Genomic DNA, 12,216 nt, shown 5'->3' on the forward strand with positions numbered 1-12,216 from the left:
GCCTCGGTGGCGCCCGCGGGGGGGGGGGGCGGGCCCGGCGGGGGGCCCCCCCCCCCCCGCCGGCGCCCCGCCTGGAGCCCGGCCTGGAACCGGGTGGCCGCGCCGAGGGTGCTCATCAGGTTCTGCAGCCGCCGCTGGAACGTCCGGTAGCTCAGGCCGAGCTGTTTCGCGATGCTCCGGTCCGGCATTCCGGTGGTGAGCAGGGCGAGCAGCCGGGTGTCCTCGAACGCCGGCGCCTCACCGCCCTGCTCACCGCCGCCGGGCAGCCGCAACGGGATCGCGGTATCCCAGAGAAAACCGAAGAGCGCCGACAGCGCGTCGAGCAGGCTGCACGGGTGGACGACGAGCGCGGTGCCGACCTGCGGGGAACCGGACCGCAACGGGACGAGCCCGACGTGAGCATCGACCACGATCAGCTTGAGCGGCGCGTGCGACACCACACGCGCCTGCTCCCCCAGCGCGAGTCCCGCTTCGAGATCCGCGACGAGGTCGTGCAATTCCAGCGCGCCTTTGTCGTAGACACCGCGAAAGCGTATTCCGCGGTTCAACAGCTCCTGTTCGGCCGGGTGCAGTACCGTCGGCAGCCGCGTATACGGCGGTTTGTCGACGAATACGACCTCGCGGTGCGCCGAACGCAAAAGCTGTTCGACCCGTTCGGCGATGACCTCGTTTCCCTGGACGACCTCGATCAGGTCGACGGGATTTTTCCCCGGTGCTTCCCGGTGCCGTTCCTGCAGCCGTGACGCCACCATCCGCGCGTGTTCGAGTTCCTGTTCCTTGCGGCGGAAGATCGCGTCCAGCGCGACACCGGGGTTCACCGCCGCGTACGCCGCGGGCGCGCCGGGAAACCGCACCAGCAGGCCCTTTTCCGTGAGACCGCGCAATACCGGGGTCAGCCGCTGCGTGCTCAGCCCGGTTTCGGCGCGCAACTGGGCGAGCGTCATCGACTTCCGCCCGGCGAACGCGGCGTAGACCGCGACGTCCACCTCCCGCAGTCCGATGACATCCAGCACGGCCACCTCGCATCGCGACATCCGGATTTTCCTTGCAGGGGAGATTACCGGCACCGGAGGACGGGACCAACGAAAGTTTCCCGCAGTTCGCGAATTACGGCCGGAGCGCCGGGAACCCCGCCGCACCAGGGCCCAAAGACCCGGGCTCGGCGGGCTTCTTGACCGGCGCGCGGGGAGGGTGCACTCCGTACCGTCGAACGGGCTATCACGCGATCCGCGACGAGAGGGGTGGTCGGGGTGGCAAGGGTGTTCTCCATGGACGGTCCGGTCCCGCTGCGACGGGAGCGCGCCGGCGCGGGAGGTGCGGGCGCGTGACGACCACACTTCCCCAGCCGATTCCGCGCGCGGCCGGTGTCTCCCGGCCCTACGAGCCCGACGAGCGGCTGGTCCGCGCCGCGGTCGACGGTGACCGCGTGGCCATCGACCTGTTGCTCGCCGAACTCCGGCCCATCGTCCTGCGGTACTGCCTCGGGCATCTGGGCGGCAGGCACAACGGCTACGCCGGCGCCGAGGACTGCGCGCAGGAGGTGCTGCTCGCGGTGTTCGCCGGGCTGCCGCGTTACCGGCACGACACCAGCCGGTTCCTGCCGTACGTCTTCGGCATCGCCGCGCACAAGGTCGCCGACGCGCGGCGGACCAAGGCCCGCGACCCGTCCGCGCCCACGGCCGACCCCGACCCCGGCACGCGGAACGGGCCGAGCGACCCGACACTGGAAGACGTCGAACAGGCCGACGGGCTCGACCGGATCTCGGCCCTGCTCGACGGGCTCGCCGCCCGCCCCCGCGAAGTGCTGGTCCTGCGGATCGTGCTCGGTTTCAGCGCCGAGGAGACCGCGGCGGCGCTCGGGATCAGCAGCGCGGGCGCGGTACGGGTCATGCAGCACCGCGCCCTCACCGATCTGCGGCGCGTGCTGCGCGGCGGTGCCCCCAAACGCCGCCGCAAGGCCTGAGCTCAGCGGGACGGCCGCTGCCTGCGGTTGGCCGCGTAGACCGCGGCCGCCGTGCGGCGTTCGAAGCCGAGCTTGTGCAGCAGCGAGGAGACGTAGTTCTTCACCGTCTTCTCCGCGAGATACAGCTCGGCGGCGATCTGGCGGTTGGTGAGCCCGTCCGCGATGAGATCCAGCACCCGCTTCTCCTGCGGGCTGAGCTGTTCATACCCCGGATCCGGGGTCTCGGTCTCGCCGCGCAGCCTGCTCAGCACCGACGCGGTGAGCGTAACGTCCAGCAGCGACCCGCCCGCCGCCACCGTACGCACCGCGGCGACGAGCGAGTTGCCCGACACCTGCTTGAGCATGTATCCGGCCGCCCCGGCCATGATCGCGCCGAACAGGGCGTCGTCGTCCGAATAGGACGTCAGCATCAGGCAGGCGGGCGGCGGGTCCAGCGCGGCGCGGATCTCCCGGCAGACGCTGACGCCCTCACCGTCGGGCAACCGGACGTCGAGGATCGCGACGTCCGGGCGGACCGCCGGGACACGCACGAGCGCCTCGGCCGCCGAACCCGCCTCACCGGTGACACGGATGTCGTCCTCGGCCTCCAGCACCGTCTTCAGCCCGGTGCGGACGAGCTCGTGGTCGTCGAGCAGGAACACCGAGATGGTCATTCTTCGCACTCCTCTCCCGGGGGCCCGGCTTCCTCAGTGGTGTCCACAGTGGACTGCTTGAGCAGCGCCGTCCATTCGACGCCGGTGCCGCCGCCGTCGAGCCGCCGCGCGGAGAACGTCCCGCCCCAGCGAGCGGCACGCTCGGCCAGGTTGGCCAGCCCGCTGTGCCGCGCGGGGTCCTCGGGGATACCGGCTCCGTCGTCGGCGACGGTGAGCCGCAGCTCGTGCCCGGACCGGTCGACCGCGACGTCCACCGCGACCTCGGTCGCCCCGGCGTGTCTGGCCACATTGGACAGTGACTCCCGCAGCGCGGCCACCAGATCGCCGCGGACCGCGCCGCCGACCGCGGCGTCCAGCGGCCCGTCGAACCCGATCCTCGGCTCGAAGCCGAGAGCGTTCCCGCTGTCGAGCGCGACGCGCAGCAGCTCGGACCGCAGGCTGCCCTGGACCTCTTCCGGCTCCTGCAACGAAAAGATGCTGTTGCGGATCTCCCGGATCGTCCGGTCGAGGTCCTGCACGAACCCGGTCACCCGGTCGGCGACCGCGGGTTCGGTGATCATCCGGCTCAGCCCCTCCAGGCCGAGCCCGGTGGCGAACAGCCGCTGGATCACCAGATCGTGCAGATCGCGCGCGATCCGGTCCCGTTCCTGGAACACCGCGAGCCGCTGCCGGTCCTCCTGCGCGCGGGCGAACTCGACGGCGAGCGCGGCGTGCGCGGCGAAGGTCTCGGCCAGCTGGACGTCGAAGTCGGTGAACGGCGTCTTGTCCCGGAACTTCGCGACCAGCAGCACGCCGAGGGTCTCGTCGCCGACGATGAGGGGGACGGCGATGGTGGAGTCGAGGTCACGGACCATCGCGGGCAGCGAAGCGACCTTGCCGCGTTGCTGCGCTTCGACGTATTCGCCGTAGTCCCGCACCACCACGGAATGTCCGCTGGTGAACGCGAGGCCCGTCGCGGTGCCCTCCGTGGGCACCCGCAGCCCGGCGAGGCGGTCGGCGTCCTGGCCCCGCGGTTCGACCACCTCGAAGACCAGCTCCGCCCGGTCCGGGCCCAGCGGCCGCGCCACCGCGCCCGCCGAACCACCCGCGACGACCCTGGCGCGTTCGGCGATCAGCCGCAGGGTCGAGACGAGGTCCTGCTCGGCCAGCAGCGCGCCGGTGACGTGGTACGAGGCCTCCAGCCACCGCTCCCGCCGCTGGACCTCGTCGAACAGCGTCGCGTTCTCGATCGCGACCCCCGCCGCCGCGCCGAGCCCGGCGAGCACCTCCTCGTCGTAGGCGGTGAACTCGTCCTTCCCGGCGAACCCGAGGTAGCCGAAAAGCCGGTCGCGGACGCGGATCTGTGCTTCGAGGAACGACCGCGCGAGCGGATGTTCCGGCGCCGCGGCGTGGAGTTCGCTCAGCCGCCGCGGCGGCTCGCCGTCCCGCTCCGGCAGCGGGGAAGGGCCTTCGCGGTAGTGCTCGACCAGTTCGTCGAACGTGCCGTCGGGGCCCAGCACGCCGAGCACGCCGTAGGGCGCGCCGACCAGTTCGCCACCGACGCGCACGATCTTGCGGAGGAGATCGGGCAGGCTGAGATCCTGCGCGATGGCGACCACCGCGTCGAGCAGTTTCGGCACACCGGTTTCGTCCACGGCTCCCACGGGTCCCGCTGGTGTCACCCATCCCGGACGGCGTCCGGGCACCCGTCGAGGATCGCACCACAGCGGGCCGCCGACCAGCCTTCTGTAGATCCAGTCGACTACGGACAGTGGTTCGTTACGGACGGACCGCCGAAATCCGGCGGCCCGACACCGCTTCGAGCGGAACCCGGACATACCGGTCGCCCGGCGCGGGGATCCACGTCGTCAGCGGCAGGGCCACCAGCTCGGCGGTCGCCGCGGGGTCACGGACCTCGTGCGCCCTGCCGAGCGCGGTGACGAACCAGCCCCCGGACACGTCGACGTCGTCGGCGGAAAACGCGACGACGGTGTCCAGCATCGCGGCGAACACGGCACTTCCGGACGGCACGGCGAAAACGGCGGCGCCGTCCCGCACCGAGAACTGCACCGGCTGCACCGCGGGCAGCGCGCGGTGGGTGAACACCACTCGGCCGATCGGCGCCGTGGCCAGCAGGGCGACGCACTGCTCACGGCCGAGCACCTCGAAGCCCGATGGATCCGTCATGTTGTTCCTTCGCGAGCCGTGGTGTGCGGTTCACGATGCTCGCCGCCCCGGAACCGGCGATAGGGCCGATAGACCCGGTCGCGCCGCGCGCCTAGCACCCGCGCGGAGTCCCGGCAAGGGCCGGGTGGCACGGCCGGTCCCGGGTCACTCGCCCGAAGCCGGGACGGCGTCCGCCGCCGCACACTTCTTCGCGAGCCATGGGAGCCAAGGGAAACCGCCGAAAGGAGCCGGGACCGATGACGATCCTCTGCGAGGCGGACACGACGACCGCGTTGCGCCTGGCGTCCTCGCTCGACGGCGAGGTCCGCACCGTGCCCGGTCTCGACGCCGTGCGGCGCGCGCTGTCGGACGATCCCGGCGAGACGATCGTGGTCGTCGGGGCGGGCCCGGACGTCGAGGATGTGCTGCGGTTCGCGGTCCAGCTGCGCGCCTCGCACCCCGCGGTGCGGATCGTCCTGGTGCGGGCGGCGGGCCCGGAGCTGCGCCGCCGCGCCGGACAGGCCGGGATCCGCGCGCTCGTCGCGCCCGGCGACGACGCGGCGCTGTCCGGGGTGTGCGCCCTGCTGCGGCGCGTCCTGACCGACGCGCCGGGGCGGCACCGGGCACGCGGCCGGATCGTCACCGTCACCGCCGCCACGAGCGGGCACGGGAAGACGACCTTCGCGGCGAACCTCGCCGTCGTCCTCAGTGAACTGTCACCCCGGGTGTGCCTGGTGGATCTCGACGTCCTCACCGGCGATCTCACCACCGCCCTCGGCCTTCCGGCAGGCAGGCCCCGGCAGCAGACCGCCGGGCTGCCCGCGGACCTCGCGCGGCTGGTCACGCCGTTCCGCGCCGGCGTCGACTGCGTGCTCGCCCCGGCGCGACCCGGCGAGGAGGAACCGATTCCCCCGCACCGGACCGGGGAACTGCTCGCCGCGCTGGCCGAGGTCTACGACCACGTCGTCGTCGACACCCCCGCCCAGCTGTCCTCGCCGGTTCTGTCCGCTTTGGACTGCGCGCAGTCCCACGTCGTGCTGGCCGGTCCGGAGCGGACGGCGCTGATCGGCCTCCGTCGCGTGCTCGGCGTGCTGGACCTGCTCGGCTATCCGCGGGCGAGCCGCGCGGTCGTGCTCAACCGGTGTGACACGCGCACGCTCCCGAGCCCGGCCGAACAGGACGCCATCGTGCGGCATCCGGTCGCGGCCAGGCTCCCGTTCACCTTCGACGTCCCGGCGTCGATCAACCGCCGCCGTCCGCTGGCCGCCGACCGGCCGGAACACCCCTTCAGCCAAGCCGTCCGGCAGTTCGCCCGCAGCAGGCTCCGGACGCCCGCCTGGCACCGGTGACTCCTCAGTCGAGACAGAACTCGTTACCCTCGACGTCCTGCATCACGAGGCACGATTCGTTGTACTCGTCGGCACGCAGCAGCTGCAGGCGTACCGCGCCGAGCGCGACCAGCCGCGCACACTCCGCTTCGAGGGCGGCGACACGCTCTTCACCCACGAGCCCGGTGCCGACCCGCACGTCGAGATGCACCCGGTTCTTGACGACCTTGCCCTCGGGAACGCGCTGGAAGTACAGCCGAGGGCCCACCCCAGTGGGATCCATGCAGACGAACCCCGCGCCTTGCCGCTCGGCCGGCAGCGAGCGTTCGTGATCGTCCCAAGTGGCGAACCCCTCCGGGGGCGGTGGCACGACGTATCCCAGCACCTCGCACCAGAAACGGGCGACGCGCTCGGGTTCCGCGCAGTCGAAGGTGACCTGGACCTTTTTGATCGACCCCATCGCCTCACCCTAGTGGCGCGTGTTGTGCGCCGAGGCCCCGGATGTCACGCCGCGCGGGCTCGTCGCCCGGACCGGTAGCCATCCGGGCGAATGCGGGACTGGTCCGCGGGGGTTCTCGCTAGGCTGAACGCTCACGCACGAGAACGGAGGAACTCCATGGCGGAGTGGCGTGATCTGGTCACCTTCATCAGGCAGTCGTACCGGGTCGTCCGGGACGAGCCTGACGAGATCCGGATCCGGCTCGTCTTCAGCGACGGCGACCCCGACACCGAGCAGCGCGCCCAGGTCGTGGTCATCGCGCACGAGATCTTCGACCAGAAAGAGGACTGGGTGCAGATCGCGACACCGTTCGCCCGCGCGGACGAGGTCGACCTGCACGCCGTGCTCGCCGAGATCGGCAACACCATCGTCGTCGGCGGTGCCGCCGTGATGGGCGACCACATCGTGCTGCGGCACTCGCTGCCGCTGATCAACCTCGACATCAACGAGTTCCTCGATCCGCTGGAGCTGGTCGCCGGGTCCGCCGAGCTGCTGGAGCAGCAGTTCACCGGACGCGACGACTACTGACCGCTTTTCCTTGCGTCACAACGCTTGGCACGTGAGCACCGGCGGGGCGGCGTGGTCGCCACGGGTCAGCCCGATCAGGCCGAACGACGTCGCCCCGGCGGGCCGCACGACGGCGTTCCACCGCGCGTTGGTCACCCGGACCGTGGTGCCCCGCTGGGCGAGCGTGCCGTTCCACAGGGTGCCGATGCGGTGCCCGGCGGGCAGCGCCCAGCTCACCGCCCAGCCCGTCAGGTTCGCGCCGTCCTCGCCGCGCACGGTCACCAGCACCTGATAGCCACCCGGCCAGGAGTCCGTCACCTCGTACCGCGCGTCGCACCCGGCCTGTGCGGACGCGGAAGGGCGTGGCGGAACCGGCGACGTGGCACGGGCCTCCGGCGTGCCACGGCCGATCCTGCTGCCGATCAGCACTCCCGAGGCGAGCAGAGCCATCGCGAGGGCTCCCAGCACCGCGGCGCGGTGCCAGCGCCATCGCCGCTGCGGCGGCAGTACTTTCGTGCGTTCCCCCGGAGCCGGGGCGGGGTGTCCTTCGGCGACGGCACCGAGCAGTTCGCGGGCACGCGTGATCACCGGGCGATCGGCCGGATTTCGCTGGAGCAGAGCCAAAAGCACATCGGACAGCGGCCCGGGGTGCGCGGGGCGGCCGACCTCCTCGCGAGCGGCGCGCCGCAGCAGGTCCATGGCGTTCTTGCCGGTGCCGAACGGCGGTCTGCCCTCCAGCGCCCGATACAGCGTCGCGCCGAGCGAGAACACGTCCGACGGGAACCCGGCCTCCTCCCCGCACACCACCTCAGGCGCGAGATACGCCGGCGTGCCCGCGATGTATCCGCCCGCGGTCACCGTGCTTTCCCCCACCGCGCGGGAAATGCCGAAGTCGGCGAGCTTCGCGGTACCGTCCGGGGCGATCAGGATGTTGCCCGGGGTGATGTCGCGGTGGACGATCCCCTCCGCGTGCGCCGCTTCGAGCGCGGACGCGACCTGCGCCCCGATCGCCGCGACGGACCCCTCCGGCAGCGTCTGTCCACTGTGGAGAATGGCGGCGAGGTTCTCCGACGGCAGGTACTCCATGACGAGCTGCGGCAACCCGTCGTGTTCGACGACGTCGTGCACGGTGATCGCGTGCGGATGCCGCAACCGGGCCGCGACCCGCGCCTCCCGCATCGCCCGGTCCGCCGTCGCGGCGCCGGGCTCGGCACAGGGCGCCAGGCGCTTCACCGCGACCACGCGATCCAGCCGTTCGTCGCGGGCCTGCCACACCTCGCCCATGGCACCGCGGCCGATCCTGGCCACCAGCCGGTAGCGCCCGGCGATCAGCTCACCTTCGTCGCCCACGTCCCCCTACACGGATCCGCGGACCGGTCCGGTTCGACGCCGCGACCGGCGTGCTCAGCAGGTGCGGTACATGACGTGCAGGCCGACACGTCCCAGCGCCGGGTGTTCGAACGCGCCGGGGACCGTGCCGACGATCTCGAAGCCGAGCCGCCGGTAGATCTCGACGGCGGCCGTGTTGGACGCGGCCACGGCGTTGAACTGCATGCCCGCGAACCCGCGCTCCCTGGCCCAGCCGAGCGCGAACGAGCACAGCGCGGTGCCGACGCCCCTGCCGCGCGCGTCCGCGGCGACCATGAAGCTCGCCGTCGCCACGTGCGATCCCGGCCCCGGCCGGTTCGCGCCCATCTTGGCGGTGCCGAGGACGCGGCCGTCGTCGACCGCGACGACCGTCTGTCCCGGTGGCGCCTCGATCCAGGTGTCGCGAGCCTGGGGCTCGGTCATCGCCGGGTCGTAGGTGTAGGTCTCCCCCGCCCGCACGATCTCCTCGACGATCGGCCACACCCGCGGCCAGTCGGCCTCGGCGAACTCCCGGATCCGCATGCCGGCCACGGTACCGGCGCGGTTACCTTGGTGCGGTGAGAGAACTCGTCACGTCCTGGGTGGAGTCGTCCGCCCGCCGGACCCTCGCCGGACTCAACGAGCGGCTCGGCACCGCCGGGCTCGCCGCCGCGGCGGCGGTTCCCGGGCTCGCCGCCGCCCTCGACCAGCACTCCGCCGCTGTCCGCGACATCCTCGCCTCGGGTGTCGAGACCTCGGCCGCGGTCGCCGGGGTCGTACTGCTCGCCGGGTACGCGCGCGGCCTGCTCGACGAAGCCACCGGCCGCGGCTGGACGCTGCGGGTGCCCGCCGACCTCCCGGCGTGGACGGCCGCGGACTGGCTGACCACCCGCCTGGTCGGGGTGTGCGCGCTGGCCGCCACGATCGACACCCCGCGCGCCGATCCCCTCGCGGAAAACGGGTAGGGCGGCCGGACCGCCCTACCCGTCGTGCTCCCGCGGACCGGACCGGTCAGCCGCCGAGTCCCGGCGGCGGGGGCATCGGCCCCGGTGGCTCCTGACCAGTCCGGGGCATGCCGTGCGGGTCGGTGGCCGGCTCGCTGCGCGTGTGCTGGCTCGCCGTGCCCGCAGGCTGGTGCACGGCCGTCTGTTCGGACGGCACGGTGCCCGCGCGACGGGCGTCCTCACGACCCCGCTGGTAGGCCTCGGTCTGCGCCTTCGCGGCGGGGATCTCCGCCTCGGCCCGGCCGAGCCACCGCTCCCAGCGTTGCTGCATCGGCCGGATCAGGCCACCACCGACACCGACCACCGCGATACCGCCCGCCGTGGCGAGCACGGTGATCAGCACCGGCATGGTGACGGTGACGGCGACGCCGATCTGGTTCAGCGCCGCGATCACGCCGAGGCCCCAGATGAACACCGAGGCGATGGTGGCGAGCACCCCGCCGTAGGACACGCTGCCCAGCGCGTTGCCGACGAGATCCTTCACCACCCTGGCGATCGCGGCCGCGACCACGACGATGATGATCGCCACGACCGCCCGCGGCAGCCACGCGACGATGTCGTTGAGCAGCGAACTCACCGGGTTCGGACCCCACACGCCGAACGCGATCTGCAGGGTGATCAGCAGCACCGCGTAGTACAGCAGCTTGCTGATGATGTCGGCGGCGCCGTACTTGCTCCGCGCGAGCATCTGCTTGATCCCGCCGCGCTCGACGAGCCGGTCGAACCCGAGCTTGTCCAGCGCGAGGCTCACGAGCTTCGCGATCGCCTTCGCGACCAGCCAGCCGATGAGCAGGATCACCAGGAACATGAGCAGTTTCGGAACGAATGTGACGACCGAACTCCAGGCGTTGGACACGCCCTGACCGAAGTCGACGGCCGCCAGTGCGGTACCTGACACTGGGCTTCTCCTTCCCTACCGGGAGCACTCCGTTACCGGACCGGTCCAAAAGGACTACCCAGTGCGAGACATCTCACACGCATTGTTTCGTTCCGATCACAGCGGCGCCGCTGACCTGGCCTTTTCCCGTCAGCGCGCGGCGCGCGGCCACCACGGGACGAGCGCCGAGGTGGTGCGCTGGTAGTCCGCGTACTCCGGGTAACGGCCGAGGCTGATGCTCTCGGTGAAGCGCGTCGAGCCGACGAACAACAGCGTGAGCAGCACCGGCCCGGCCACCGTCCACTGCAGCACCGACCCGGCCGCGATCGCGCCGAAGGCGAACACGGTCCACCACTGGGCCTGTTCGAAGAAGAAGTTCGGATGCCGCGAGTAGCGGAACAGGCCGGTCCGCCGGAACCGCGGCTGTGGCTCGCGCCCTGCCGCGATCTCGGCGTGCTTCCACTGGTGGAACGTCCACTGCTGCTGGTCCGCGATCGTCTCGCCTGCCAGGAACGCGAGGAAGAGGACAGCGGCGATCACGTCGGCGGCCCCGAACGGCGCCCGGTTTCCCAGCGCGGTGTACGCCGGAAGCGTGATCAACAGCAGCAGCGCGTTCTGGTAGATCGTGATGAAGAACAGGTTGAACAGCTGGAACCGCCCCGGGGACATGCGTTCCCGCAGTATCACCCAGCGGTAGTCCTCTCCCCCCGGCGCGTACCCGCCCTTCCGCGCGAAGTTGAACGTCAGCCGCGCGCCCCACAACGCGGTCAGCACCAGCATCGTGTCCAGCCTGGCGTCGGTGAACCCGGCGGCACCCGCGAAGATCGCCACGTACACCACCGGCACGATCGACCAGATCCGGTCGATCCAGGAGTACTCCCGCGTCGTGATCGACAACAACCAGGTAGCCAGGCAGACGCCGCCGAAGACGGACAGGCAGACCTCGATCGCGTTCATGACCGCACTCTGGCACAGGAAACGGCCCATGGCCGGACCGCGCGTACGAACGTCGACGCACCGGACCCCTTCGTTCGTGTCGGTGCCAGTGCGTAATCTCCGAACCGAGCTGGTCGATCACCAGGACACCGAAGACGGAGGCCGCCGATGCTGACCCGATCCCTGCGCGAGGACGCCGAACTGACGACGTTGGAGCCCTGGCAGGCCGAGGAGTTCGCCGCGCACATCGACTCGATCCGCGAGCACCTGAAGCCGTGGGTCGGGATGGCGGCCGTCGTGGTGGACACCGAAAGCGCCCGCGCGTACCTCCAGCGCTACGCCGATCTCCAGGCCGCCGACAGCGGCAGGATCTGGGGCATCCGGCTGCGCGGCGAGCTGGCGGGCGGGGTGATGTTCCGCGTGTTCGACGTGCCATCGGGAAACTGCGAGCTCGGGGTGTGGCTGGCACCGTGGGCACAAGGAAAGGGGCTGATCACCCTGGCCGTCCAGCACCTGGCCGACTGGGCCTTCGACACGCGGGGCATGGCGCGGGTGGAATGGCGCAACGCGGTGGACAACGCGGCCAGCGCGGCGGTGGCGAAACGGCTCGGCATGACGCAGGAGGGCCTGCTGCGCAGCGAGTACCCGGTCAACGGCGGGCGCCAGGACGGCCAGGTGTGGTCACTGGTGCGGGCCGACCCCCGCCCCTGGCGCTCCTGACCGGCCCGGCGAACTCGTTACCGGGTAAGGATTCGTTCACCGTCGTGAAGGACGACGCCGCGGCCGCAGCTCCCGGCGCCCCGGCGAGACACCTACGATGTCCCGAACGCGCCGTTCACGACATCGGCACGGTGTGGCGCAGCGTCCTACCTTTGCCGCGGGCCCCCCCGGCGGGGGGGTGTTTGTGGGGCAAGGGGGCGGGGGGGCACAGGCGGGCCCCCGGCGGGCCCCCCCCCG

Annotated in this window: 14 protein-coding genes; 5 read left to right on the forward strand and 9 right to left on the reverse strand. The window is 71.7% G+C overall.

Annotated elements, in window-relative coordinates; all coding sequences use genetic code 11:
- Positions 1 to 1,034, reverse strand: a 1,034-nt coding sequence (locus ACFWY9_RS36675; RefSeq protein WP_378341063.1) for a helix-turn-helix domain-containing protein, incomplete at its 3' end; no start/stop codon positions are given.
- Between the two features lie 362 nt (positions 1,035 to 1,396).
- Between ACFWY9_RS36675 and ACFWY9_RS36680 the strand changes: the two genes are divergently transcribed.
- Positions 1,397 to 1,963: a sigma-70 family RNA polymerase sigma factor gene (locus tag ACFWY9_RS36680; RefSeq protein ID WP_378330956.1), complete on the forward strand. Its 567-nt coding sequence runs from the start codon at positions 1,397 to 1,399 to the stop codon at positions 1,961 to 1,963.
- Between the two features lie 2 nt (positions 1,964 to 1,965).
- On the opposite strand, the gene ACFWY9_RS36685 is transcribed toward ACFWY9_RS36680, so the two are convergent.
- The 3 genes from ACFWY9_RS36685 to ACFWY9_RS36695 all read right to left on the reverse strand — a co-directional run bounded on the left by ACFWY9_RS36685 (position 1,966) and on the right by ACFWY9_RS36695 (position 4,782).
- The gene (locus ACFWY9_RS36685) at positions 1,966 to 2,616 is read right to left on the reverse strand and encodes a response regulator (protein WP_378330924.1); all 651 of its coding nucleotides are present in this window, start codon (positions 2,614 to 2,616) and stop codon (positions 1,966 to 1,968) included.
- A complete protein-coding gene (locus ACFWY9_RS36690) occupies positions 2,613 to 4,250 on the reverse strand; it encodes a GAF domain-containing sensor histidine kinase (protein ID WP_378341064.1) in 1,638 nt (545 codons plus the stop codon). The genes ACFWY9_RS36685 and ACFWY9_RS36690 overlap by 4 nt, the downstream gene beginning before the upstream one ends.
- 124 nt (positions 4,251 to 4,374) lie before the next feature.
- Positions 4,375 to 4,782, reverse strand: coding sequence for a pyridoxamine 5'-phosphate oxidase family protein (locus tag ACFWY9_RS36695; protein WP_378341065.1), 408 nt, complete (start codon positions 4,780 to 4,782; stop codon positions 4,375 to 4,377).
- 236 nt (positions 4,783 to 5,018) lie between these two features.
- On the opposite strand from ACFWY9_RS36695, the gene ACFWY9_RS36700 reads away from it, so the two are divergent.
- Positions 5,019 to 6,110 carry a CpaE family protein gene (locus tag ACFWY9_RS36700; protein ID WP_378341066.1) on the forward strand — a complete coding sequence of 364 codons (1,092 nt, stop codon included), beginning with the start codon at positions 5,019 to 5,021 and terminating at the stop codon, positions 6,108 to 6,110.
- A gap of 4 nt (positions 6,111 to 6,114) precedes the next feature.
- Here ACFWY9_RS36700 and ACFWY9_RS36705 read toward each other — a convergent pair whose 3' ends face one another.
- Positions 6,115 to 6,549, reverse strand: coding sequence for a VOC family protein (locus ACFWY9_RS36705; protein ID WP_378330928.1), 435 nt, complete (start codon positions 6,547 to 6,549; stop codon positions 6,115 to 6,117).
- Between the two features lie 156 nt (positions 6,550 to 6,705).
- On the opposite strand from ACFWY9_RS36705, the gene ACFWY9_RS36710 reads away from it, so the two are divergent.
- Positions 6,706 to 7,116 (forward strand): hypothetical protein, encoded by a 411-nt coding sequence (locus ACFWY9_RS36710; RefSeq protein ID WP_378330929.1) that lies wholly within the window; start codon positions 6,706 to 6,708, stop codon positions 7,114 to 7,116.
- 15 nt (positions 7,117 to 7,131) lie between these two features.
- Here the strand turns inward: ACFWY9_RS36710 and ACFWY9_RS36715 are convergent, their stop codons facing one another.
- Together ACFWY9_RS36715 and ACFWY9_RS36720 are read right to left on the reverse strand one after the other, a co-directional pair.
- Positions 7,132 to 8,445 carry a serine/threonine-protein kinase gene (locus ACFWY9_RS36715; RefSeq protein ID WP_378341067.1) on the reverse strand — a complete coding sequence of 438 codons (1,314 nt, stop codon included), beginning with the start codon at positions 8,443 to 8,445 and terminating at the stop codon, positions 7,132 to 7,134.
- Between the two features lie 54 nt (positions 8,446 to 8,499).
- Positions 8,500 to 8,985: a GNAT family N-acetyltransferase gene (locus ACFWY9_RS36720; protein WP_378330931.1), complete on the reverse strand. Its 486-nt coding sequence runs from the start codon at positions 8,983 to 8,985 to the stop codon at positions 8,500 to 8,502.
- Positions 8,986 to 9,020: 35 nt separating this feature from the next.
- Here ACFWY9_RS36720 and ACFWY9_RS36725 point away from each other — a divergent pair, with 35 nt between their 5' ends.
- A complete protein-coding gene (locus tag ACFWY9_RS36725) occupies positions 9,021 to 9,407 on the forward strand; it encodes a DUF6401 family natural product biosynthesis protein (RefSeq protein WP_378330932.1) in 387 nt (128 codons plus the stop codon).
- Positions 9,408 to 9,453: 46 nt separating this feature from the next.
- Here ACFWY9_RS36725 and ACFWY9_RS36730 read toward each other — a convergent pair whose 3' ends face one another.
- Together ACFWY9_RS36730 and ACFWY9_RS36735 are read right to left on the reverse strand one after the other, a co-directional pair.
- Entirely contained in the window at positions 9,454 to 10,344 is an 891-nt protein-coding gene (locus ACFWY9_RS36730; protein WP_378341068.1) for a hypothetical protein, read from the reverse strand.
- A 129-nt stretch (positions 10,345 to 10,473) separates the two neighbouring features.
- Positions 10,474 to 11,280 (reverse strand): DUF1295 domain-containing protein, encoded by an 807-nt coding sequence (locus ACFWY9_RS36735; RefSeq protein ID WP_378330934.1) that lies wholly within the window; start codon positions 11,278 to 11,280, stop codon positions 10,474 to 10,476.
- Positions 11,281 to 11,427: 147 nt separating this feature from the next.
- Here ACFWY9_RS36735 and ACFWY9_RS36740 point away from each other — a divergent pair, with 147 nt between their 5' ends.
- Complete coding sequence (locus ACFWY9_RS36740; protein WP_378330935.1) at positions 11,428 to 11,979, forward strand: GNAT family N-acetyltransferase; 552 nt, start codon at positions 11,428 to 11,430, stop codon at positions 11,977 to 11,979.
- Positions 11,980 to 12,216: the final 237 nt, after the last annotated feature.

The sequence above is a fragment of the Amycolatopsis sp. NPDC059027 genome (assembly GCF_042739735.1).
GTDB lineage: Bacteria > Actinomycetota > Actinomycetes > Mycobacteriales > Pseudonocardiaceae > Amycolatopsis.

Coding starts and splice junctions, on each gene's coding strand:
- ACFWY9_RS36685 (WP_378330924.1), bottom strand. CDS start 2,616: ATGACCATCTCGGTGTTCCTGCTCGACGACCACGAGCTCGTCCGCACC.
- ACFWY9_RS36695 (WP_378341065.1), bottom strand. CDS start 4,782: ATGACGGATCCATCGGGCTTCGAGGTGCTCGGCCGTGAGCAGTGCGTC.
- ACFWY9_RS36710 (WP_378330929.1), top strand. CDS start 6,706: ATGGCGGAGTGGCGTGATCTGGTCACCTTCATCAGGCAGTCGTACCGG.
- ACFWY9_RS36740 (WP_378330935.1), top strand. CDS start 11,428: ATGCTGACCCGATCCCTGCGCGAGGACGCCGAACTGACGACGTTGGAG.
- ACFWY9_RS36735 (WP_378330934.1), bottom strand. CDS start 11,280: ATGAACGCGATCGAGGTCTGCCTGTCCGTCTTCGGCGGCGTCTGCCTG.
- ACFWY9_RS36720 (WP_378330931.1), bottom strand. CDS start 8,985: ATGCGGATCCGGGAGTTCGCCGAGGCCGACTGGCCGCGGGTGTGGCCG.
- ACFWY9_RS36700 (WP_378341066.1), top strand. CDS start 5,019: ATGACGATCCTCTGCGAGGCGGACACGACGACCGCGTTGCGCCTGGCG.
- ACFWY9_RS36705 (WP_378330928.1), bottom strand. CDS start 6,549: ATGGGGTCGATCAAAAAGGTCCAGGTCACCTTCGACTGCGCGGAACCC.